The sequence below is a fragment of the Aquisalimonas sp. 2447 genome, assembly GCF_012044895.1.
Lineage (GTDB): Bacteria > Pseudomonadota > Gammaproteobacteria > Nitrococcales > Aquisalimonadaceae > Aquisalimonas.
In genome coordinates, this window is sequence record NZ_CP050695.1 from 126324 (window position 1) to 150386 (window position 24063).

At 67.9% G+C, this 24063-nt stretch carries 19 protein-coding genes; 17 read left to right on the forward strand and 2 right to left on the reverse strand.

The window, feature by feature from the left end:
- Positions 1-128: 128 nt before the first annotated feature.
- From KU884_RS00565 to KU884_RS18800, 12 genes are all read left to right on the forward strand, one after another.
- Positions 129-1922, forward strand: a complete 1794-nt coding sequence (locus tag KU884_RS00565) for a TonB-dependent receptor domain-containing protein (protein WP_217351397.1) — start codon at positions 129-131, stop codon at positions 1920-1922.
- Positions 1922-6391: a cobaltochelatase subunit CobN gene (locus tag KU884_RS00570; protein WP_254432129.1), complete on the forward strand. Its 4470-nt coding sequence runs from the start codon at positions 1922-1924 to the stop codon at positions 6389-6391. Before KU884_RS00565 ends, KU884_RS00570 begins: the two co-directional genes overlap by 1 nt.
- A 101-nt stretch (positions 6392-6492) precedes the next feature.
- A complete protein-coding gene (locus KU884_RS00575; RefSeq protein ID WP_167780800.1) occupies positions 6493-6936 on the forward strand; it encodes a MotA/TolQ/ExbB proton channel family protein in 444 nt (147 codons plus the stop codon).
- Positions 6933-7232: a DUF2149 domain-containing protein gene (locus KU884_RS00580; RefSeq protein ID WP_167780801.1), complete on the forward strand. Its 300-nt coding sequence runs from the start codon at positions 6933-6935 to the stop codon at positions 7230-7232. Before KU884_RS00575 ends, KU884_RS00580 begins: the two co-directional genes overlap by 4 nt.
- The gene (locus tag KU884_RS00585) at positions 7229-8146 is read left to right on the forward strand and encodes a cobalamin-binding protein (RefSeq protein ID WP_167780802.1); all 918 of its coding nucleotides are present in this window, start codon (positions 7229-7231) and stop codon (positions 8144-8146) included. The genes KU884_RS00580 and KU884_RS00585 overlap by 4 nt, the downstream gene beginning before the upstream one ends.
- Before the next feature lie 97 nt (positions 8147-8243).
- Positions 8244-9155 (forward strand): iron ABC transporter permease, encoded by a 912-nt coding sequence (locus KU884_RS00590; RefSeq protein WP_174813753.1) that lies wholly within the window; start codon positions 8244-8246, stop codon positions 9153-9155.
- Positions 9155-9976: an ABC transporter ATP-binding protein gene (locus KU884_RS00595; protein ID WP_167780803.1), complete on the forward strand. Its 822-nt coding sequence runs from the start codon at positions 9155-9157 to the stop codon at positions 9974-9976. The genes KU884_RS00590 and KU884_RS00595 overlap by 1 nt, the downstream gene beginning before the upstream one ends.
- 74 nt (positions 9977-10050) lie before the next feature.
- Complete coding sequence (locus KU884_RS00600; RefSeq protein WP_254432229.1) at positions 10051-11307, forward strand: cobyrinate a,c-diamide synthase; 1257 nt, start codon at positions 10051-10053, stop codon at positions 11305-11307.
- Positions 11300-11911 carry a cob(I)yrinic acid a,c-diamide adenosyltransferase gene (gene cobO, locus KU884_RS00605; protein ID WP_167780804.1) on the forward strand — a complete coding sequence of 204 codons (612 nt, stop codon included), beginning with the start codon at positions 11300-11302 and terminating at the stop codon, positions 11909-11911. Before KU884_RS00600 ends, cobO begins: the two co-directional genes overlap by 8 nt.
- 14 nt (positions 11912-11925) lie before the next feature.
- A complete protein-coding gene (locus KU884_RS00610; RefSeq protein ID WP_167780805.1) occupies positions 11926-13392 on the forward strand; it encodes a cobyric acid synthase in 1467 nt (488 codons plus the stop codon).
- Positions 13393-14384: 992 nt separating this feature from the next.
- Positions 14385-15185, forward strand: a complete 801-nt coding sequence (locus KU884_RS00615) for a reverse transcriptase domain-containing protein (protein WP_254432130.1) — start codon at positions 14385-14387, stop codon at positions 15183-15185.
- The gene (locus tag KU884_RS18800) at positions 15185-15424 is read left to right on the forward strand and encodes a hypothetical protein (RefSeq protein ID WP_217351354.1); all 240 of its coding nucleotides are present in this window, start codon (positions 15185-15187) and stop codon (positions 15422-15424) included. Before KU884_RS00615 ends, KU884_RS18800 begins: the two co-directional genes overlap by 1 nt.
- A gap of 158 nt (positions 15425-15582) precedes the next feature.
- Here the strand turns inward: KU884_RS18800 and speE are convergent, their stop codons facing one another.
- Positions 15583-16446, reverse strand: coding sequence for a polyamine aminopropyltransferase (gene speE / locus KU884_RS00620; protein WP_167780806.1), 864 nt, complete (start codon positions 16444-16446; stop codon positions 15583-15585).
- A gap of 260 nt (positions 16447-16706) precedes the next feature.
- Between speE and KU884_RS00625 the strand changes: the two genes are divergently transcribed.
- The 5 genes from KU884_RS00625 (at position 16707) to KU884_RS00645 (ending at position 23371) form a co-directional block, all read left to right on the forward strand.
- On the forward strand, positions 16707-17870 hold the full coding sequence (locus KU884_RS00625) for an ABC transporter substrate-binding protein (protein ID WP_167780807.1): 1164 nt from the start codon (positions 16707-16709) through the stop codon (positions 17868-17870).
- An 11-nt stretch (positions 17871-17881) separates the two neighbouring features.
- Positions 17882-20020, forward strand: a complete 2139-nt coding sequence (locus tag KU884_RS00630; RefSeq protein WP_167780808.1) for a methyl-accepting chemotaxis protein — start codon at positions 17882-17884, stop codon at positions 20018-20020.
- Positions 20021-20130: 110 nt separating this feature from the next.
- Positions 20131-22011, forward strand: coding sequence for a biosynthetic arginine decarboxylase (gene speA / locus KU884_RS00635; protein ID WP_167780809.1), 1881 nt, complete (start codon positions 20131-20133; stop codon positions 22009-22011).
- Positions 22012-22037: 26 nt separating this feature from the next.
- Positions 22038-22922: an NAD(P)-dependent oxidoreductase gene (locus KU884_RS00640; RefSeq protein ID WP_167780810.1), complete on the forward strand. Its 885-nt coding sequence runs from the start codon at positions 22038-22040 to the stop codon at positions 22920-22922.
- Between the two features lie 11 nt (positions 22923-22933).
- The gene (locus KU884_RS00645) at positions 22934-23371 is read left to right on the forward strand and encodes an SseB family protein (RefSeq protein WP_167780811.1); all 438 of its coding nucleotides are present in this window, start codon (positions 22934-22936) and stop codon (positions 23369-23371) included.
- A 44-nt stretch (positions 23372-23415) separates the two neighbouring features.
- On the opposite strand, the gene KU884_RS00650 is transcribed toward KU884_RS00645, so the two are convergent.
- Entirely contained in the window at positions 23416-24051 is a 636-nt protein-coding gene (locus KU884_RS00650; protein ID WP_167780812.1) for an SPOR domain-containing protein, read from the reverse strand.
- Positions 24052-24063: the final 12 nt, after the last annotated feature.

Below are 24063 nucleotides of genomic sequence, written 5' to 3' on the forward strand. Positions count from 1 at the left end.
TTGCGGAGGGCGACGCACAGGCCGGCAGACCCGCCTCCGCGCCCGCCGCCCTGTGAAAACCCGCCGCACGCGCCACCAATCCAAAACCAGATCAAGTCCGTGCGGGTGGCACGGCGAAGGGGACCACAATGCGTATGATTTCAACCCGCCAGGCCGCTTTGGCGACCGCCTGTCTGATTCCGTTGGCGACAGCCGCCGACGACGAACCCACGCTCCAGCTCAACCCACTGGTGGTGACGCCGACACTGTCCACCCAGACGGTGGATGAGAGTCTCAGCTCCGTGACCGTCATCGACCGCGAGACCCTGGATCAGCAGCAGCCGCGCGAATTGTCGGATGTGCTTCGCGGGCAACCAGGTATCGATATCTCGACCACGGGCTCCTTCGGCAAGGGCACCAGCATCTACACGCGCGGCACCGGCGCGGAGTCCACCGTGCTACTCATCGACGGGATCCGCATCCGATCTGCGACAAATGGCAATCCGCCATGGCAGTTCATCCCGCCGCAACTGGTGGATCAGATCGAAGTCGTGAGAGGGCCGCGAGCGAGTCTCTATGGTGCGGACGCGACTGGGGGTGTCATACAGGCGTTCACGCCCGACGGCCGGGACCGTGACACCGCCTGGATTCAGGGCGGTGCGGGTTCGTTCGGATCTCACGAATACGGTGCAGGCTTCTCCGGCAGCGCCGGAAACACGGCTTACAGCCTGGGGTTGAATCACTTCCATACCGACGGTGTCGAGGTGCGCGAAGGTGGCGATGATCGGGGTTTCCGGAACACCTCTGGCTTGGCTCGCCTGTCTCACCGGTTCGACGGTGGTATCGAACTCGGTTTGACGGGTTTTCGGGCGCATGGGCGGACGGCCTTCGATGGCGGTAGAACGGATTTCGTCAAGCAGGCCGCCGGAACGGAGCTCACTGTGCCGGTTTCGCCAGTCTGGCTGACGTCGGTTCAGTTCAGTGAGGCTCGCGACGAAGAAGAGCAGGTGGACGACGACTCTGTATTTGACACGCGCACGCGTACCGCGCGCATAGAGAACCACCATGCGGCCGGGCCGCACGACGTGGTTTTTGGTGCGGAGTTCGTACGCGATGAAGTGGACGGATCCACCGACTACGACGAAGACGGGCGTGATAATCGAGCGGTATTCGGCCAAACCGTTTTCGTGCTGGACGATGCCGATCTTCAGTTGAGCCTTCGCTGGGACGACAATGAGGCGTTCGGTGATCGGGCAACCGGCGCCGCCGCCATTGGCGTCCGGCTGGACAACGCCCACCGCGTACGCTTGAGTTACGGCACTGCGTTTCGGGCGCCGACGTTCAATGATCTTTATTTCCCCGGCTTCGGCAATCCCGATCTGTCTCCGGAACGTTCCCAGACCGCCGAACTCGGTTTTCGAGGCCAGTACCGGACGGGCTACTGGGACGTCGCCCTCTTCGAAACCCATGTGGATGATCTGATCCAGTTCGATGCAGCCACGTTTTCCCCGCAGAACGTGGCTCGGGCCAGGATTCAGGGTTTAGAGGTGGCCGCCGGCCGCCGGCTAGGAAGCGTAGAAATCAATGCTGCCGCGACCCTTATGGACCCGCGGGACCGGGAGACCGGCAATCGCCTCGCCCGGCGGGCGAGGCAGAGCGCGCGCCTAGACGTCGACCGGCAAATGGGCGCGGTATCACTGGGGGTCACCGGCCTGGTACAGGGTGACAGGTACAACGCCGCTGAGAACGAAGAACGTCTTTCGGGTTTCGGCTTGGTGAACCTGCGCGCCGGCTGGAAATTCGCCCGTAACTGGTCGGCGCGGCTGACCGTCGATAATGTGCTGGACAAGGATTACGTCACGGCGCGAAACAGTTCCGACGAGTTTGATTACAAGAACGCCGGCCGCAGCGCCTTCCTGAGCGTCCGTTACGGGAATCGTTGATGTTGCGCCTGATGGCATTCTGCCTGTTGTTGATGCCCGCCTTCGCCTCCGCGGCGACGGTGGTTGGCATCGTCTCCGAGCGCTCCGCCGCCGAAATGGCGGCCGGGGCGCACGAGTTCCTGGATGCCCATCCGGACCACGAGGTGGTGCTGCGCACGCCGGAGCAGCTTGCCGGCAAGTCCGACAGCGAAGTTGCGGCCCTGTGGCAGGACGCCGACGCGGTGCTCCTGGCGGCGGTGTTCGGCGACCAGGTGGGGCGGCTGGAGCGGCTGATGCGGCAGCAGCCGCCGGCGGGCGAGACGCCGATTCTGGCCATCAACAGTGACCGTCGGATCACCCGGCTCTCGCGGCTGGGCGGCGAACGGGTGCTGGACGGGCTCTCCGATGACGATCTCACCGAGCTTACCCTCAACCCGGACCCCGGCGAGGATGCCCGCGAACACCTGGCCCAACGGCAGGAGCGCTTCGCGGACCAGGCCGACTGGCTGACGGGGCGTGCCTTCTACCAGGGCCGCAGTCCGGAACACATCGACGGCCTGTTCCGCTGGCTGCTGGCGGAGGCGGGAGAGTCCATGGACGTCCCGGAGCCCCGGCCGCGTGACACCATCCGCTACTACCGCCACGGCACCGCCAGCCCGGATGCGGACGCCATGGAGCTGGACGACGGCCCCGCCGTTGCCCTGCTGGATACCGACTACGGCGACCGTCCCGGTGATCGGGACCTGCTGGATGCCGCCTGCGCCGCGCTGGAAGAGCGTGGCATCCAGTGTTTCGCCGTACTGGCCCGCTGGGGCGGTGCCAGTGTCGAGGCGGTGGAAACCCTGGCCGAGCGGGCAGCGCCGGCGGATCTGGCGGGGGTCGTGAGCCTGCAGTACTTCACCGTGGGCGGCGGCGAGGGCCGTCGCGACGCCACCGCCGCACTCACCGAACTGGACGTGCCCGTGATCAAGGGCATCCGCCTGAGCGGTCTCACCGAACCGGAGTGGCTGCTGTCCGAAGACGGCATCCCCTGGGATTCGGTGCACTACCAACTGGCCATGCCGGAGCTGCAGGGCATCAGCCAGCCCATGGTGCTGGCCGTCTCCCGGCCCACGGAAGTGGACGAGCGCACCGGCCTGGAGCTGAGCCTGACCCGCCCGGTGGACGAGCGTGTCACCGCCCTGGCGCACCGGCTGCAGCGCTGGAGCGCGCTGCAGACCACCGACAACGCCGACAAGCGCGTGGCTCTGGTCTACTACAACCACCCGCCGGGCCGCCACAACGTGGGCGCCGACAAGCTCGATGTCCCGGAATCCCTGTTCGAGATGCTCCAGCAGCTGCAGGCGGCGGGCTACGACACCGGCGAGCTGCCCGAGAGTGCCGAGGCCCTGCACGACAAGATCCAGGACCGCGGCATCAATCTGCCGGACAACCGCGCCGGCCTGGACGATCTGCTCGGCCGGGTGCCGTCCCTGTCCCGGGAGGAGTATCGAGCCTACTTCGACACCCTGCCCGAGGCCGTCCAGGCGGAACTGGAGCATGGCCCGGTGGGCTACCTCCACGCCCGGCTCATGGACGCCAAGGATCAGGAACACCGGGCCCTGGCCGAGAGCCTGCTGGAGCGCAGTGTCGGGGATCTGCGGCACATGCTTCGCAACCATGAGCACGCTTCCCAGCAGCGGGCGCTGGACCTGCTGCGGCAGTACGAGCAGCAATGGCAGGCCCTGCTTGATCAGGGCGGCGATACCGAGGACGTGACCAAGTTGCGCGATGCCCTGATCCGCACCGGCATTCCCGGGTTGTCCGGCTGGGGCGATGCGCCCGGTGAGGCCATGGTGCGCGATGGCGAAATGGTTTTCCCCGGTGTGCGCTTCGGCAACGTCTTCATCGGCCCGCAGCCGCCGCGGGGCTGGGAAGTGAGCGAATCCCTGCTGCATGCCAACACCACTTTTCCGCCCACCCACCAGTACGTGGGCTTCTACCACTGGATGCGTGACCACTTCGAGGCGGATGCGCTGGTGTACGTGGGCCGCCACTCCACTCGGGAATTCCTGCCGCGGCGGCGCGCGGGGCTGGCCGGTGACGACTACCCCGAGATCCTCGGCGGCGACCTGCCCGTGATCTACCCCTACATCGTCGACGGCGTGGGCGAGGGCATCCAGGCCAAGCGCCGCGCCATGGGCGTGATGATCAGCCACCTGACGCCGGCCCTGGAGACCACGGAGCTCTACGACGATCTGCTGGAACTGCGGCAGCTGGTGGAGACCTTCGAATCTGCCACGGACCCGGATTCGCCGACGCGTGCCCGTGCGGTGGAGACCCTGCGGGAACGTATCGAGGCCCTGGACCTCACCGAGGAGATCGAGCACGAACTCGAGCACGGCCATGACCACGATCACGGTGATGGCAACGGCCACGGTGACGACGACGATCACGGCAGCGAGTCGGCCCACGACGAGCATGGGCGTGACGAAGCGGACCATGCAGGACACGAAGAGAGCCACGACGACCCTGATCACGCCGATGAGCATCACGACGATGACCACGGCAGCCGCAGTCTCGATGACGTGGACGAGGAACTGCTCGTGCACGAGGTGGGCCACTACGTGACCCACATGCAGGAACAGTTCATGCCCATCGGCCTGCACGTCTTCGGCCGTGACTGGGACGACGACGCGGTGGACATGATGATCGCGTCCATGGCCGGGGACGACGAGCCCGAGGAGGGCTGGCGGGAGGATCTGGCGAACTCACCGGGTAACGAAATGGCGAACTTCCTGGCCGCCCTGGAGGGCCGTTTCGTCGAGCCCGGTCGTGGCAACGATCCGGTGCGCACCCCCGCCGTGCTGCCCACGGGCCGGAACTTCCACGCCCTCTCCGGCGACCTGGTGCCCACACGGGTGGCCTGGTCCCTGGGTCAGGAGATGGCGGCGGATGCCCGCGACCGCGGCGATCCCGAGGCCGAGGGCAGCGAGGCCATCGTCCTCTGGGCGTCGGATACGGTGCGCGACGAGGGCGTGATGGTCGCCTTCGGCCTGGACATGCTGGGGGTGCGGCCGAAGTGGAACTCCCGCGGCATCGTCGAGGGGCTGGAGCGCATGCCGCTGGAGGAGCGCTCCCGTCGGCGGGACGCCCTGTTGACCACCTCCGGCCTGTTCCGGGACCTCTACGAGGACCAGCTGGTGTGGCTGGATCAGGCCGTTCGCGTCGCCCTGGACGGGGCCTCGGAGACCATTCGCGCGGAGCACCCGCAGCTCGACGGCGCCCTGGACGAGGCCCTGCGGCCGTTGCCGGACGCGCTGCGCGACCCCGGTGACGAGCCCCTGGAGCGCAACGATGTCGCCGCCCGCTGGGTGGCGGACACCCGGGAGATGCTGGGCAACGGTGCAGACCCACGGCAGGCCGGCCGCGACGCGGCGCTGCGCGTCTTCGGCACGGCACCCGGGTCCTACGGTGCCGGCGTCAACCGCCTGGCGGAGCGCTCCGGCGCCTGGGAGGACCGCGCGGAGCTGGCGGACGCCTACCTGCGCCGCATGGGCCACGCCTACGGCAAGGACGCCAGTGGCGAGCCGTCCCACGCCGCGTTCGAGAGCCGGCTGCAATCCGTGGGGCGCACCTACCTGGGCCGTGCCAGCCACGTCTACGGTCTGCTGGACAACGACGACGGCTTCGATTTCCAGGGCGGGCTGTCCCTGGCGGTGGAGACCCTCACCGGCGACGCCCCGGACAACCGCGTGCTCATGCACGCCGACGTGGACAACCCGCGCGTGGAGTCTCTGCACCGCGCCCTGCTGGGAGAGTTGCGCCGGCAGAACCTGAATCCGCAGTGGCTGGAACCGCTCATGAACCACGGCTACGCCGGCGCCCGCACCATGGGCGCGGACTTCATGGACAACCTCTGGGGCTGGCAGGTGACCAACCCCGAGGTGGTGCGCTCCTGGGTGTGGGATGCGGTGAACGATGTCTATTTCCAGGACAGCCACGGCATCGGCCTGGACGACTTCCTGGAGGAAGACCACAACATCCACGTGAAGATGCACATGCAGGCCATCACCCTGGTGGCGGCGCACCGGGAGTTCTGGGATGCCGATGAGGAGGTGTTGGACGAATTGATCCAGGACTTCGCCGAATCGGTGGTGGAGCACGGCTTGCCCGGCGGCGGCCACACCCGCCCCGACCATCCGACCATGGACTGGGTGGCGGACCAGCTCGCCGACGCGGAGCTGGCGCAGGCGTTCGATGGCGTCCGTGCCGCCGCCCAGATGGACCAGGTGGAGCACGCCATGGATCCGGCGACGGTGGCGGAGATCAGCATTACGGATGAGCTGGCCGAGGCGGCGGACGACGCGGCCGAGGAACAGCAGGAACAGACCGAGGATGAGGCCGGTGACGATGCCATGGAGGGAGGGTTCGTCCTGTTACCGTGGCTGGTTGTCGGTGCGGCCTTCCTGCTGCTTGCCGGTGGTGTTTATGCGGGGCGCAGATTTTGACGCTGCTGCCCGCCAGGCTGGGATATAGCGCTGTGCTTCTTGGAAGGGTCGGCCGACCGCGAGGCGACACGCTTTCAAATTGCATAACAACGAGGTGAACCATGTTCACATCGGCAACACTGGAAATCATGGATGCCCTGGTCGGCTGGCTGCTGGAGCCGGTGATCGTGGCGCTGCTGGCGTTGGTGGCCCTGGCCCTGTGGGAGCTGGGGCTTGCGCTGGGTGAACGTACCGGCGGGTTGCGGCGCCTGGAGGCCACGGGTGACGCCAATGCCGTGGCGCGCCGCGCGCAGCGCCGGATCGATCGCGCCGATCTGCTGGCCCGGGTCGGGCCCATGCTTGGCCTCATGGGCACGCTGATCCCCCTCGGGCCGGGGCTCGCCGCCCTGGGGCGGGGTGAGCTGGACGTGCTGGCGCAGGCGGTGACCGTGGCCTTCAACACCACCGTGCTGGGGCTGCTCATCGGTATCCTCGGCTTCCTGGTAGGGCGCCTGCGCCGCCGCTGGTACGACGCCGTGATGGAGCGGCTGGAGAGCCCGGCATGAGCGTGCCTTCGTATCGCCGCAGCCGTTTCGACACCGGCGATGAAGACCCCATGGGGCCGCTGGCCAACCTGGCGGATATCATGCTGGTGTTCGCCGTGGGGCTGATGGTCGCGCTGGCTGCGTCGAGCCAGGGGCTCGAGCAGGCCAGCGAAGGCGGCATGGATGTGGAGGCCGGCGAAGAGCTCCCCGAGGTGCCGGCCGGTGCCGGCGAGGCCGGCAGTGGGTACGAGGCCGTGGGCCAGGTCTATCGCGATCCGGAAACGGGCCGCATGGTCCTCATCGGAGGTGATGAATGAACGCAGGTATCCACGGTCCCCGGGTTCGCCGTCCATGGGGTAGCAGTGCGCTGGTCCTGCTGGGCGCGCTGTCCTCCGGTATCGCCGTCGCCGACGGCCCGTGCGTGGTGGACGACGCGGATCGCGAGGTGTGTCTGGACGCCCCGGCCGAGCGCATCGTCTCCCTCTCCCCCGGCGCCACCGAGCTGGTGTTTGCCGCCGGCGGCGGTGAGCGCATCGTCGGTACCGTCAGCTACAGCGACTACCCCCCCGAGGCGGAGGACATTCCGCGCATCGGCAGCTACAAGCGCCTGGACATGGAAGCGCTGCTGGAGCGTGAGCCCGACCTGGTGGTGGGCTGGTCCAGTGGCAATCCCACCGAGCAGCTGGAGCGGCTGCAGGATCTGGGGCTCACTGTCTACCTTTCCGAGCCCCGGGAGCTGGATCACGTGGCCACCACCGTCGAGCGGCTGGGTCGGCTCACCGGTAGTGCATCCACCGCCGACCGGGTTGCGGCGGCGTACCGGGATGAACTCGCCGCCATCGAGGAGCAGTACGGCAACGCCGACCCGGTGCGGGTGTTCTACCAGGTCTGGCCCGACCCGCTGATGACCGTCAACGACGACCATCTGATCAGCCAGGCGGCGGCGCTGTGTGGTGGCGAGAACGTGTTCGGCGAGCTTGGCAGTCTCACTCCGCGTATCGACAAGGAATCCGTACTGGACCGTAACCCCGAGGCCATCGTTGCCGGTGGCATGGGGGAGGCCGACGAGACCTGGCTGGACGACTGGCGCGGTTTCCAAAGCCTGGAAGCCGTGACCCAGGGGAATCTGTTCTTCGTGCCGCCGTCCAGTATCCAGCGCCCGACGCCGCGACTGGTGGAAGGCACGCGCACCCTCTGCGCGCACCTGGAGAAGGCCCGTGAGCGCCGCTGATGGCGGCGTTTCACCGGCCACCGCGGCGCCCGCCGTGGCCGTGGGCCGGCTGCTGCCGCCCCTGCTGATCCTGCTGTGCCTGGGGGTGGCCTCGGTGATGGTGGCGGTGGCCGTGGGCAGCGTGCCCATCCCGCTGCCGGAGCTGTGGGCGGTGTTCACCGGCGAGGGCTCCGCGCTGCACCGCACCCTGGTGCTGGAGCTGCGCGCCCCCCGGGCCCTGGCCGCGTTCGCCGTGGGCGGGCTGCTGGCGGTGGCCGGGGCCCTGATGCAGGTGCTGCTGCGCAACCCGCTGGCGGACCCCTACGTGCTTGGCCTCTCCGGCGGCGCGGCAGTGGGTGCCCTGGCCGCCATGCTCCTGGGACTGGGTGCGGCCATCGTCTCCGGCGCGGCGTTCGCGGGTGCCCTGCTGTCCACCGTGCTGGTGTTCGGCATCGCCCACGGCACCGGGAGCTGGACGCCCACACGGCTGTTGCTCACCGGTGTGGTGGTGGCCGCCGGCTGGGGCGCCGTAATCACCTTCATGCTGGCGGTGGGCCCCACCGAGCGCCTGCCGGGCATGCTCTACTGGTTGATGGGCGACCTCACCTACGCCCGGACGCCCTGGATCGCCCTGTCCACGGTCGCGGTGGCCTGCATGCTGGCGATGCCGCTGGGGCGCAGTCTCAACGTTCTGGCCCGCGGGCCCATGCAGGCCGCAGCCCTCGGGGTGCCCGTACGCGCGCTGGAGTGGTCCATCTACATCGGCGCCAGCCTGATCACCGCCGTGGCCGTGACCACCGCCGGCAGCATCGGCTTTGTCGGCCTGGTGGTGCCACACATGCTGCGCCTGGTGCTGGGCAACGACCAGCGGTTGATCCTGCCCGCCGCCGCCCTGGCCGGCGGCATCCTCGTGACCCTGGCGGACACCCTGGCGCGCACCATGATCGCGCCGGAGCAGCTGCCGGTGGGCGTGATCACCGCACTCCTGGGTGTCCCCACATTCCTGTACCTGCTGTACCGGAGTCGCTGATGAGTAGCGTTCTCGCTGCGGACAAGTTGATCATCGACATCCCGGGCCGGCCGGACGGCGTGCCCCTTGATCTCGCCGTGGAACCGGGGCAGGTGTGGGGGGTGCTGGGTCCCAACGGCGCCGGCAAGACCACCTTGTTGCACACCCTTGCCGGCCTGCGCCCGCCGCGTAGCGGCCGGGTGACCCTGGACGGCCGACCGCTGCGCAGCTATCGGCGCAAACACGTGGCGCGCTCGGTGGGTGTGGTGTTTCAGGAACGCCAGGACGGTTTCCCCGCCACCGTACTCGAGACCGTGCTCATTGGCCGTCACCCCTATCTCGCGGCCTGGGACATGGAAACCGCCGAGGACGTTGCCATCGCCCGGGCGGCACTCGCCCGCATGGAACTGGACGGCCTGGACGAGCGCCTGGTCAGCACCCTCTCCGGTGGTGAGCGCCAGCGGGTGGCCATCGCCACCGCCCTGGCCCAGGACCCGGACGTCTGGCTCGCCGACGAGCCCACCAATCATCTGGATCTGCGCCACCAGGTGGCGGTGATGGAACTGCTGCGCGCCCAGGCCGTGGCCGAGCGCGGCATCTTCCTGTGCCTGCACGACATCAACCTGGCGGCGCGCTGGTGCGATCATCTGCTGCTGCTCTACCCTGACGGCGCCGCATGCTGGGGGCCGGCGGAGCACATGCTGGTGCCGGAGGCCCTGGAGCGCCTGTACGGCCAGCCCCTGGCCCGGGCCACCGTGGATGGCGCCCAGGTGTTCGTCCCCGCCGGGGCAGGCACCATCCAGCCGGCGCGCCCGGAATCCCATGCAAGGAGACCATCGTGACCGACGAATCCCCTGTCCGCGGGCGCGCGCCCGCGGCACTGATCAGCGCCCCGGGCTCCGGTTCCGGCAAGTCCATGATCACCGCCGCCCTGGCGCGGCTGCACCGCAATGCCGGCCGCCACGTGCGCGTGTTCAAGTACGGTCCGGACTACCTGGACCCCATGGTGCTGGAGCGCGCCTCGGGCAATCCCGTCTACCAGCTTCACCCGTGGATGACCGGCATGGCCGAGTGCCGCTGGCGGCTGGCCGAGGCCGTCCGGGACGCGGATCTGGTGCTGGTGGAGGGGTCCATGGGTCTGTTCGACGGTGATCCGTCCAGCGCGGACCTGGCCGCGGCCACGGGGCTGCCGGTGGTGCCGGTGATCGAGGCGGCGGGCATGGGGCAGACCTTCGGCGCCGTGGCGCTGGGGCTGGACCTGTACCGGGACAATGTTCATCTCTCCGGGGTGATCGCCAACCGCACCGGCAGCGTCGGCCACGGCCGCATGCTGGCGGAGGCGCTACCCGAGCGCATGCCGTTACTGGGGGCGGTACAGCGCAACGAGGCCCTGCATATCCCCGATCGGCACCTGGGGCTGGTGCAGGCCGGCGAGGTGGCCGATCTGGATCTGCAGCTGGACGCGGCGGCCGAGGTGCTCCGGGAAGCGGGGCTGGAGGCATTGCCGGCCACCGTGGAGCTGGTGGCGGATCCGCTGCCGCTACCGCCACGGTTGCTGGAGGGGGTCCGGATCGCCATTGCCCGGGACAGCGCCTTCGCCTTCATCTACCGCGCCAACGTGGAGCTGCTCGCCGCCATGGGCGCGGAGCTGGTGGAGTTCTCGCCGCTGGCCGATCAGGCGCTGCCGGAGTGCGACGCCCTGTGGCTGCCCGGCGGTTACCCGGAACTCCACGCTCGCCAGTTCGCGGACAACCTGCCCATGCTGCTGGCCATGCGTGCCCACCACGCCGAGGGGAAGCCCATCCTGGCGGAGTGCGGCGGGCTCATGGCCTGCATGGAGGCGCTGGTGGACGGCGACGGGCACGCGCACCGCATGCTGGGCCTGCTGCCCGGGCGGGCGGTCATGGCCGGCAAGCTCACCGGCCTCGGGCTGCAGTCCCTGGCCACGCCCCATGGCGAGCTGCGCGGCCACACCTTCCACCACTCGCGGCTGGAGACCGAGCTGGAGCCCGTTGCCCGCACGGTGCGCAACCGCACCGGCACCGCCGGCGAGGCGGTCTACCGGCAGGGATCGCTCACCGCCAGCTACTACCATGCCTATTTCCCGTCCGCGCCGGCGGCGGCCGCCGCCCTGTTCCGCGGCACGTTTTTCGAGGAGACCGACCATGCGTGAAAACGCCAAGGACCCGGAACGCCATGCCGCACGCATGGCGAAGAAGAAGCGCGCCATCGACGAGCGCATCGCCCGCGCCCAGGAGGACAAGGGCGTACTGGTGGTGCTGACGGGCCCCGGCAAGGGCAAGAGCAGTTCCGGATTCGGCATGGTCGCCCGCGCCCTGGGCCACGGCATGAAAGTGGGTATCGTGCAGTTCATCAAGGGTGCGTTCGTGACCGGCGAGGACCGCTTCTTCCGGGACCATCCGAGCGTCACCTACCACGTCATGGGCGAGGGTTACACCTGGGATACCCAGGACCGCACCCGGGACGAGGAGGCGGCCGGCGCGGCGTGGGAGCAAGTTGCCGCCATGCTGAAGGACCCGTCCTATCACCTGGTGCTGCTGGACGAACTCAACATCGCCCTGCGCTACGAGTATCTCGATCTCGACCGGGTGCTGGACGACCTCATGGCCCGCCCGGACATGCAGCACGTGGTCGTCACCGGCCGCAACGCCAAGCAGGAACTCATCGACATCGCCGATACCGTTACCGAGATGCAGGTGGTGAAGCACGCCTTCAAGGACGGGGGCGTGCGCGCTCAAAAGGGCGTGGAACTCTAGGCGACGACACCACCATGACCACGCTGATGATCCAGGGCACCACCTCCGACGCCGGCAAGAGCACGGTGGTGGCCGCCCTGTGCCGCTGGCTCAGGCATCGGGGGGTGTCCGTGGCCCCGTTCAAGCCCCAGAACATGGCACTGAACAGCGCCGTCACCAGCGACGGCGGCGAAATCGGCCGCTCCACCGCGCTGCAGGCCCAGGCCTGCGGGATCGCCCCCCACAGCGACATGAACCCCGTGCTCCTCAAGCCCCAGAGCGACCGCGGTGCCCAGGTGATCCTGCGCGGGCAGGTCTACGGCAACATGGACGCGGTGGACTACCACGCCTTCAAGGCCAGCGCCCGGGAGGCGGTGCACTCCGCCTGGCAGGCGCTGGTCGCCCGTTACGACGTGATCATCGCCGAGGGTGCCGGCAGCCCGGCGGAGATCAACCTGCGGGAGAATGACATCGCCAACATGGGCTTCGCCGAGATGGTGGACTGCCCCGTGCTGCTGGTGGGTGATATCGACCGTGGCGGGGTGTTCGCGCAACTGGTGGGGACCCTGGAGCTTGTCTCCGCCGCGGAGCGGGAACGCGTCCGGGGGTTCCTGATCAACCGTTTCCGCGGTGACCCCGCACTGCTGGACAGCGGCCTGGAGTGGCTCACGGAGCGCACCGGCACGCCCGTACTTGGCGTGCTGCCCCACCTCCAGGGCCTAGTGCTGGACGCCGAGGACAGCATCGGCCGCACCGGCCGCGAGGCGGGCACCGATGCCCTGCGGGTGGTGGTGCCCGCCCTGCCGCGCATGAGCAACCACAACGACTTCGATCCGTTGCGGCTGCACCCGCAGGTGGACTTGACGTTCGTGGGCCCCGATCAACCGCAACCGCCGGCGGATCTGATCATCCTCCCCGGCAGCAAGAGCACCCGCACGGATCTCGCCTGGCTGCGGCAGCAGGGCTGGGAACAGTCCATTCGCCGCCATGTGCGCTACGGCGGGCACGTGTTCGGCATTTGCGGTGGTTTTCAGATGCTCGGCCACAGCGTTGCCGATCCCGAGGGGCTGGAAGGCCCGGCTGGCACCACGCCCGGGCTGGGGTTGCTGGACGTGGAGACGCGGCTCATCCCCGGAAAACAGCTGCGCCAGGTCACTGGCCATCTTGAGCCGGAAGGCGCGGCGCTCCGCGGCTACGAGATCCACAATGGCGTCACCGAGGGCGCAGCCCTGGAACGGCCGCTGGTACGGCTCGGCGACCGGCCGGATGGTGCCAGCAGCGATGACGGCCAGGTCATGGGCTGCTACGTCCACGGCCTGTTCGACCACCCCGACGCCGCCAATGCCTTGCTCGCCCGGGCCGGGCTCGACCACCAGGGTGCGGTGGACTACCACGCTCACCGGGAGGCGGAGCTGGACCGCTTGGGAGGGATGGTGGCCGAGCACATGGACACGGGGCGTCTACGGGCGATGCTCGGGCTGATGGACGCCCGTGTGGAGTGACGGGCGGGGGCCGCGCCCACGTAGGGCGCATCTTGATGCACCTTCCGGGACATGCCGTCCTTCGTGGGGCGATCGGAGGTCACGGAATACGCCAGCCGTGGTGGCAGAGACCGTAGGGCGGACCTTCAGGAGCGCCAGGCGAAGCCTGGTCGCTTGGGATTGGTGGCATGGAGGCGGCCATGAAATTGCGAGAGGGACCCAGCGGGCCGTTGAGCCCGCCCGGTAGAGGTTGGCCACCAGCCGGAAGCGAGTCTTGCGCTGCAGTGGGTAACTGCTGTGGTGAAGCGTAGACAGCGAGTGTCCAGGCTGCGTGATTGAGCCCCGAAATCCGCGACATTGTGGGTGCCGACGGTGTCTGAAGACCGGAAGGCAGTAACGCTGCACTGTAGAGGCCTGGTGTGGTGTGCCCGCCGGGGTCCGAGAGCGGGGCATGGGCACATTGGGGTCCCCCAGGAACCTGGGAGGGCCTGTCGTCTCCGCCTAAGAAGTAGACGGTGCGGGCGACCGCTGATCCGCAGTCCGGGCCAGTGGTGGGAGCGTCCTCCTGCTGCTGGAGCGAAGGCTGAGGGCGCTGCGGCGGTATGGTGCTGCGAGGACAGCCAGAGCGGTGCCAGACGGGCGGCAGGCAGTCGGAGTCTCCCATAGTACCGGAGCAGCCGGGGAACGCGCCCCAGCGGACCCGGTGAAGGGGAAGGGGAGACCGTGTGAGTGGAGCTGTTGGAGGGACCGATGGCGGAGGCATTGGACTCTGATCTCATCTCAACGCGATGCCAACAGATAGCGGATCTGGCGCGGCGTCTTCCGGACAGGCCGCTTTTGACGTTGGCCCATCACATTGACGAGGCGTGGTTGCGTGAGGCGTATCGACGCACGCGCAAGGACGGGGCGCCGGGCGTTGATGGCCGCACGGGTGCCGCCTACGGCGAGGAGCTTGAGGCGAACCTGAGCTCGCTGCTGGAGCGGGCGAAGTCCGGGCGTACCGGGCGCCGCCGGTGCGGGGCACCTCGATCCCCAAGGGTGACGGGAGCGAGCGCCGAGCGCTCGGCATTCCGACGTTTGAGGACAAGGTGCTCCAGCGGGCGGTGGCGATGGTGCTGGAGGCGGTCTACGAGCCGGAGTTCCACGAGGGCTCGTACGGCTTCCGCCTGGGACGCTCGGCGCACCAGGCGCTGCAGGCGGTCTGGCGGCCGTTGATGGCGATGGGCGGTGGCTGGGTGATTGATCTTGACGTGCGCAAGTTCTTTGACCGGGTCGACCATGGTCTGTTGCGGGAGGTGCTGCGTCGGCGGGTACGTGACGGCGTGCTGGTTCGGTTGATCGGCAAATGGTTGAACGCCGGCGTGCTGGAGGAAGGGCAGTGGCGCCAGCCCGGGCGGGGCACCCCGCAGGGCGGGGTGATCTCGCCGATGCTCGCCAACATTTTCCTCCACGAGGTGCTGGATACGTGGTTCGAGGACAGTGTCCGGCCCCGGTTGCGCGGTGAGGCGCACCTGGTGCGTTTTGCCGACGATGCGCTGCTGGTGTTCGCCTGCGAGAGCGATGCCCGGCGGGTGATGGAGGTGCTGCCCAAGCGTTTTGCGCGCTACGGGCTGGAACTCCACCCGGAGAAGACCCGGGTTGTGCGGTTCGACCGGCCCGGATCGGGCGGAGGACCGCACCCGGAGACCTTCGATTTTCTCGGCTTCACCCACTACTGGGGGCGGTCGAGGCGAGGGCGCTGGTGGTCAAGCGCAAGACGGCGCGGGATCGGCTGCGCCGGGCCATGCATGCAATCGATCGTTGGTGCTGTGTGATGCGGCATCACCCCGTGGTTGAGCAGTGGCAAGCCCTGAACCGCAGACTCCGGGGCCACTACGCCTACTTCGGCGTGCGTGGTAACTTTGCAGCGATCGACCAGGTCCGCTCCCAGGCGATGCGCTCCTGGCACCGATGGCTGTCGCGGCGCTCGCAGAAGGCGGCGATCCCGTGGTCGGAGTTCTCCCGGTTCCTGGAGTGTTACCCGCTCGCCCGGGCCAGGATCTGCGCCACGTAGCGAAGCCACTCACACGAGGAGCCACTTGCGGGAAACCCGCACGAGTGGATCTGTGGGGGCCGGCCGGGTAACCGGCCGGCCTACCGACGTCCGCCGATTGGGCTTCGATGGGCCACGTCGGCTTGCATGTCTTGTTTCGGCGGACCTGAAGGTCCGCCCTACTGGTCTGTTAACAGATCCCGGCAGAACTCGGGGACGGCCAGGGCGGCGCGGTGCATGGCGGCGTTGTAGTACGCCGTGGCGAAGGGTTTGGCCCGGGCGTCGGCTTCGCGGAAGGCGGTGAGGTCGGCGCCCTTGCCGGCGACCGTGGCCGACCACCAGCCGGAGGGGTAGCTGCACACCGGGAACTGCAGGGTCACCACCCGGGTGAAGCCGGCGCCGCGCATGGCGGCGTGCAGATCCCGCAGAATGGTGTCCACGTGCAGGATCGGAGATTCGCTCTGCTGTACGATCAGCCCGTCATCCGCCAGTGCCCGGTGGACGTCGCGGAAGAACGCCTCGCCGAACAGACCCTCCGCTGGTCCCACCGGATCCGTGCTGTCGACGATGATGACGTCCACGCTGCCCGCGGGCAGGTCCTTGATGTACTGGATGCCGTCCTCGAAACGCAGCTCTGCGCGCGGGTCGTCGTTGGCGCTGCAGAGCTCCGGGAAGAATGCCTCCGCCGCGCGTGTGACGCCGGCGTCGATGTCCACCTGGGTGCACCGCTTCACACCGGGGTGCTTGAGTACCTCACGCAGCATGCCGCAGTCACCGCCGCCGATGATGAGCACGTTACGCGGCGCTGGATGAGTGAACAGCGCCGGGTGGGACATCATCTCGTGGTAGGTGAAGTTGTCACGGCTGGTAAGCATCACGCAGCCGTCGATCACCAGCAGCCGCCCCCATCGCTTGGTCTGATAGACCTCGATGTGCTGGTAGGGGGTCTGCTCTTCGTGGAGCTTGTCGGTGATCTCCAGCGAAAACGCGACGCCTTCGTCGCCAAAGGGCTCGCTGAACCAGTGTTCGCCATCCAGTGCCATGGGGGCTCCCTGTGGTGGGGTGCGGGCGTATCGGCCGGGATTATGCGCAAAGACCTGCCACGTTGCCACCTTGTGACGGAATGGGCGGATTCGCATCCGGTGTATACCGGACACTCGACAATGGGCACGAAAGACACAGCCACACTCCGAGGGCTGGTCATACAGGGGCGGTGCGGCCCGGCCGGACGGGCTGTCTAATGAAACGGCACATGCCGCCGATAACTGCCTGACAGAGCATCGTTCAAAGGGTGGGGAAAACAATGATCGCGAACTACCGTTGGGCGGGGTTGGCGGCGGCCTTCTGCCTGTTGCCATCACTGGCGTCGGCCGAGCTGCGCATCGGCATGGTGGCACCATTCTCCGGGCCCGCCTCCGATCTTGGCGAGGGCATGCGTGCAGGTATCGAAGCGCATTTCCGTGAGGTCAATGCCGACGGCGGCATCAACGGCCGGGAATTGACTCTGATCACTCGCGACGATCAGTACGAGCCCATGCAGGCCGCTCCGGCGACACGGGAGCTGATCGAGGACGAAGACATTCTCGCCTCGGTGGGCAACGTCGGCACGCCCACGGCCATCGTGACCATTCCCATTCACAACCAGGAAGAGACCCTCCTGTTTGGCGCTTTCACCGGGGCCGGCGTGCTGCGCCAGGATCCGCCGGACCGCCATGTCATCAACTTCCGCGCCTCCTATCACCAGGAGACCGCCGCCATGGTGGATGGCCTCCTGGAAGCCGGGATCGAGCCCGAGGAGATTGCCTTCTTCACCCAGAACGACGGTTTCGGTGATGCGGGTTACTCCGGTGCCATGGCGGCGCTGGAGGCACACGATGTACCCGACCGGGAGCGTCTGGCTCACGGGCGTTACACCCGAGGCACCACCAACATCCACCACGGCCTTGCCACCATTCTGGAGGCTCGAACCGAGCCCAGGGCGGTGATCATGGTGGGCACCTATGCGCCCATTGCCGAGTTCATCGAAGAGGCATACTGGGATCTCCCCGACACGGTCTTCCTGGCGGTGTCGTTTGTCGGCAGCCACGCCCTGCGTGACGCACTCGACCCGGACATGGCCGAAGGCATCGTGGTCACCCAGGTGGTGCCACCCCTGGATGCGGATGTGCCCGCGGTGGCCGATTACCACGACGCCCTGGACGCCCATGACAGTGCTCTGGCCCCGAACTTTATCTCCCTCGAGGGCTATCTGGCCGCGCGGACTTTCGTCGAAGGACTGCGGCAGGCGGGGGACGACCCCGGCCGCGAGGACGTGGTGGACGGACTGCTCTCACTGGGCGAATTCGATATCGGCGTTGGCGAGACGCTGACACTGGGCGCCGGGAACCACCAGGCCAGTGACACCGTCTGGCCAACTCGCCTGACCGACGGCGAGTACGTACTGCTCGACTGGGCCGACCTTTACTGAGGACTCAAGCCATGCGTCTGCAAATGAGTATCCGCGCCATGCTGCTGGGTCTGTTTGGTACCGCCATCGTGGCGGCACTGGCCCTGGCTGCTGTGGCACTGCTGTCCAACGCCCGCCTGGTGGCCACCCAGGACTACATTCTCAATGAGATCATGCCCAACCAGGTTGCCCGCACCGAGGTAGGCAACGTGCTCGGCGCCTTCGGTGAACGGCATGCGGATCTGATCGCCGCCCAGAATGTCGCGGCCCTTGCCGAGGCAACCTCCGTGGAGGAGTTGGAGCAGACCTACCGTGCGGCGCGTGGCGATCTCGGCGGTGTCGAAGGTGGTGACGGACGCGCACGGCCGCTTGCCGAGCAGCTGGACGCCGGGTATGGCGCTCTGGTGGACGCCGATGAGCGCCTGGAGGAGGCGCGGCGGGAAAACCTGGAGTTGCTGGAACGCATTCAGGAACGCGTGGACACCATGGACGAGCACATCCGCGAAGTCATGGTGGAAGCCGAGCTCATGGCCGGCCAGGCGACCCTCCGGCAGGTGCGCCGGGAGCGGGATCTACGCCAGGAGCTCGAGGCCGTCGGCGGCGATGTCCGCGCGCTGCCGCCCATGCTGGTGGAGGGGCTCATCGAGCGGGGCCTGGACGTGGTCGGCCTGAGCGGTGCAGTCCGGGTTGCCGTGGCCGAGCTCAACGGGCTTGCCAGCGACCTGCGGCTGGTGGACGACCCGTTCATGCTCACCAGCATGCGGCGCAACGAGATCGACCAGCAGCTCGGCCTCGCCACCCGCTCGGCAGCGACCATCCGGGATTCCGAGTGGGCCGACTCCCGGCAGCGCGAGCAAGCAGGCCATCTGCACGACATCGTCACCGAGCTTGGCGAGCTGATGGTGAACGATGACGCCTCCGTCTACGATCTGCGCCACCAGCAAATCGCCCTGGAGGGTGAGCAGGCTGATGCCCTGACTGCCGTTCGCAGTGCCACTGCCGAGATGCGCGGTGCCATCCAGGATCTCGAGGAACACGTCACCGCCGAGGCCGCGGAGGCGGCTTCTGCCGCCCAGACGGCGGCGGATGCGGGCAGGAACACCATCATCATCGTCACCCTGGCGGTGATCGGCTTGCTGGCCGTATTCGGCCTGCGCACCATCCAGCGGGTGCTCAAACCCCTGGGCCAGATGCGCCGGCAGATGGAGAGCATGGGCGGCGCCGCCAGTCAGACGGGTGACCTGAGTATGCGCATCCACACCGGGCGTGACGATGAGCTGGGCCGCACCGCCGATGCCTTCAATGCCATGATGGAGACCTTCCAGAGCATGATCCGTAGCATCGTCGAGACGGCAGACGGCGTGCAGCAGCAGTCGTCCCGGCTCGAGGAACTGAGCCAGGCCAGTCGCGATTCCGGCTCCCGGCAGCAGGGCGAGACCGAGGAGGTGGCGGCGGCGGTCAACGAAATGGCCAACACCGTTCAGGAAGTGGCGCGCAATACCCAGCACGCTGCGGAGCTGGCCAACAATGGCCGCGATGCCGCTAGTCATGGCAAGACCGTCGTCGACGAGACCACCGGCTCCATCAACCGTCTGTCCGAGGCGGTGGAGCGTGCCGTGAAGGTGATCGGTGATCTCAAAGGCCAGAGTGACGGCATCACCAAGGTGCTGTCGGTGATCCAGGAAGTCTCCGAGCAGACCAACCTGCTGGCGCTGAACGCCGCCATCGAGGCCGCCCGGGCCGGAGAACACGGCCGCGGCTTCGCCGTGGTGGCGGACGAGGTGCGCACGCTGGCCAGCCGTGTGCAGACGTCGGCACGCGAGATCGAGGAGATGATCGAGAAGCTCCAGGGCGGCGCCGACGAAGGCGTGCAGGTCATGCAGGAGAGCCGCCAGCAGGCCGAGCACAGCGTCACCCAGGCCGGCGAGGCCGGTGCGGCGCTGGAGACCCTGAGTACCACGGTCAGCGAGATCTCGGACATGAACACCCAGATCGCCAGCGCTGCCGAGGAGCAGAGCGCCACCGCCGATACCATCAACGAGAGCATCACGCGGCTTAGCGACATCGCACGGGAGAACGCCGAGTCCAACAGCCAGGTGGTGGCGGCCAACGAGGAGCTGGCGCGCCTGGCCGGTGAGCTGCGCGAGATGGCGGGGCGTTTCCGGACGTGATGGTTTCAGCCGGGAAAGGTTAGTACCCTGATGCGTCCCCGTGGGCGGCCAGGTCCGGCCGCCCACGGGGGCAGGACCATTCCGCAACGGCATTCAGGGTACCGCACCGCATGAGCGACTGGACCGTCCAGCAGGCGCGCAATCTCTACAATACCGCGCACTGGGGCAGCGGCTATTTCGACATCGACAATGCCGGCCGCGTGGTAGTCCACCCCCGCGGCGCTGCTGACGGGCCGGGCATCGATCTCTCGGGGCTGGTCGACCGGGTGCAGGCCGCCGGGCTCGCCCTGCCGGTGCTGGTGCGTTTCGTCGACATCCTCCACGACCGGGTCGATCGCCTCTGCAGCGCCTTCCAGGCTGCCATGGCTGCCGAGGACTACCGCGGCGGCTACACCGCCGTCTATCCCATCAAGGTGAACCAGCAGCGCCGGGTGGTGGAGGAGATCCTGCACCACGGCGGCAACCGGGTGGGCCTGGAAGCCGGCAGCAAGCCGGAGCTCATGGCCGTGCTGGCGCTGGCCCCGGACGGCGGCACCATCATCTGCAACGGCTACAAGGACCGCGAGTACGTGCGTCTGGCCCTGCTCGGTCAGCAGCTCGGTCTCGATGTGCGCATCGTCATGGAGAAGCGCAGCGAGGTGGAGCTGGTGGTGAGCGAGTCACGCCGGTTGGGTATTTCGCCGCGGCTGGGCATGCGCGTGCGCCTGGCGTCCATCGGTGCCGGCAAGTGGCAGAACACCGGTGGCGAGAAGTCCAAATTCGGCCTCAGTGCCTCCCAGGCGCTGGCGGTGGTGGAGCGGCTGCAGGCGGAGGGCATGGCCGACAGCCTGGGGCTGCTGCACTTCCATCTGGGTTCCCAGATCCCCAACGTGCGGGATATCCGTCGCGGCATGCGGGAGGCGGCCCGCTACTATGCCGAGCTGCGCGCCATGGGCATTCCCGTGACCACCATGGACGTGGGTGGCGGCCTCGGCGTGGACTACGAGGGCACCCGCTCCCGCAACTTCTGCTCCATGAACTACAGCCTCGGCGAGTACGCGGCCAACGTGGTCCGTGCCCTGGCCGAGACCTGCGCCGAGCACGACCTGCCGCACCCCGACATCATCTCGGAGTCCGGCCGGGCCCTCACCGCTCACCATGCCGTGCTGCTAACCAACGTCATCGACCACGATAACGGCCGTGGTGCCGCACCCGCGGCGCCGGAGCAGGACGACCCCCAGATCCTGCGGGAGCTCTGGGACACGCTGAACGAGTCCTCCGCCCGCTCGCCCATCGAGCGCTACCACGATGCGGTGAACGGGCTGCAGGAGGCGCAGGCCATGTACACCCACGGTGTGCTGGGCCTGCGCCAGCGCGCCAGGGCAGAGGAGTACTACACCGCCATCTGCCACCAGGTGCGGGACGCACTCAACCCGGCGGCACGCAACCACCGGGAGGTGCTGGACGACCTCAACGAGAAGCTGGCAGACAAGCTGTTCTGCAATCTCTCCATCTTCCAGTCCATGCCGGACGTCTGGGCCATCGACCAGGTCTTCCCGGTGCTGCCGTTACAGGGCCTGGAGCAGCGACCCACGGCCCGGGCCGTGCTGCAGGATCTCACCTGCGACTCTGACGGTAGCGTGCAGTACTACGTGGACGGCGAGGGCGTGGAGAGCACCCTGCCCCTGCCTCCGTTCCGGCCGGGTGAGCCCTACCGCCTGGGCGTTTTCCTGGTGGGCGCATACCAGGAGATCCTGGGGGATATGCACAACCTCTTTGGCGACACGGCGGCCATCAACGTGCACCAGGAGGGAAATGACTTCCGGCTCAGCGACCCGGTGCCCGGCGATACCGTGGAGGACGTCCTGCGCTACGTGCATTTCCGCCGGGAGAGCCTGATGCAGGCCTATCAGGCAAGAGTTGCCGCCGCCGAACTGGACGCTGAACAGCGCCGGGAGTGCCTGCAGCTGCTGGAAGCGGGGCTGGGCGGCTATACCTACCTTGAAGACTGACAACACCGTTTCGGGAGGATCACACCATGAAGGCAGGCGTCATCGGAATGGGAGCCATGGGCTCGGGCATGGCCAGGAACCTGCACAAGGCCGGCCTGCTGGCCGCTGTGTGGAATCGCACTCCAGAGCGGGCGCAGGAGATTGCCGGGGAACTGGAGGTGCAGGCTGCCGATAGCCCGGCCGCCCTGGCGCAGGCCTGCGATGTCATTATCACCTGCGTCTCCCGGGACGAGGACGTGCTCGCGGTGATGGACGCCATGGCTCCGGGGCTTGCGGCGGGCAAGACCGTCGTGGATACCTCCACCATCGCCGTGAATACGGCCAAGCAGGCCGCCGCGAAGCTCGCTACGGCCGGCGTCGAGTTCCTCGATGCCCCCGTCTCCGGCGGCAAGGAGGGGGCCCAGAACGGCCAGCTGGTGTTCATGGTGGGCGGTGATCCGGATGTGTTCGCCCGGCTCGAGCCGGCCTTCGACGCCATGGGCAAGAGCGCCACGCACATGGGCGAGATCGGCTCCGGCCAGGCCACCAAGGCGGTGAACCAGATCATGGCCGCCGGCATCAACCAGGCCGTCACCGAGGCCCTGGCCTTTGGCCAGGCGTCCGGGCTGGACATGGACAAGGTCATCCAGGTGGTCAGCGGTGGCGCGGCCGGCAACTGGTTCCTGCAGATGCGCGGACCCACGATGGTGAAAGGCACCTTCGAGCCCGGTTTCAAGCTCGGCCTGCATCACAAGGATCTCACCATCTGTCGCCAGATGCTGGAGAACATGAACGTGGCCCTGCCCATCGTGGAAATGACGCTCAAGCACTACCAGCGCCTGATGGACGCCGGTCACGGCGACGAGGATATCTCCGCCCTGTACCGGGATAAGCAGGCCATGTTCACCAACGGCAACAAGCGCTCGCTGTAAGGAGAACACCCATGACCGAGAACGGCGATACCGACGATCGCTTCGACACCTTCGAACCCGTCAATCACCTGGAACGCGCACTGATGGCGGCGCAGAGCGGCGAGACCGCCACCGTGGATTTCATGGAGCAGCTCGCCGGCGCGCAGGTGGCGATCCTGGTGGACCAGGAGTTCGCCACCACCGAGCACCCGGAAGGCGTACGCCCGCTGGTGCTGGAGGGTCCGGATGGCGAAGGACTGCTCGCCTTGTTTACCGCGCCGTCCAGGGGTTACCCCATGACCGAGCAGAATCCGGACTTCGCCTTCTCCGTGGAAGTCTCCTTCGCCTGGGCGGTGAACAGCACCTGGGAGGGCATGGGGCTGGTGGTGAACCCCGGCTGGCGTGTCGGGCTGACCATTCCGGCGGAGACCGTCAGCGCCATGAAGGGGGCGCAGCCGAAACCATCGTAGTACCCCAGGTTCAGCGGCACCGGGGGCGCTGCGGCGCAGCCGCTCTAACCCCGCATGCGCAGCAGAATACTGTCCACGTTTTCGTCTTCCAGGCGGCCGCGGATGGCTTCCACCCGTCCCCGGTCGGCGAACGGGCCGATGCGTACACGATGCCACGTCTCGCCACCGTCCACCTCGACGCTGTGGATGTCTGCCTGGACGCCCATCAGGGCGAGCCGGGCCTTGAGCCGATCGGCGTCCTCGTGGGAGCGGAACGAACCAGCCTGGACCATGTACTGGGCGTCGTCATCCGGTTCGGGCTCCGGCTGTGGTGCGGGGGCGGCAGGCGTTTCGCTGTCCGGGGCGGGCACCGGCGTGTCATCCCCCGGGGGCACCGCGGAGACCTCCGGTTCCGATTCATCCGGGACGACCACTTCCATCTCCGAGAGCAGCTCGTAGAACTCGAAGCGCGGTCGGCCGTTGCCCTCGTCCGTCTGCTGCGTATCACCGTCACCGGCGCTGCTGCCGCTGGCGATTTCCGTCACGCCACCGTCGCGCTCGTGGTGCATGTGCACCAGGTACGCGATGAAAAGCCCCGGCAGCAGGCCGCTGAGCACCAGCAGCCACGCCGGGGCGCGGCCGGTGTTGCTGCTGCGGGACTGGGGTTTGCGCCTTGCGCCGGTCTGCTTGCTTTTCGCCATGCCGTGTCCGTG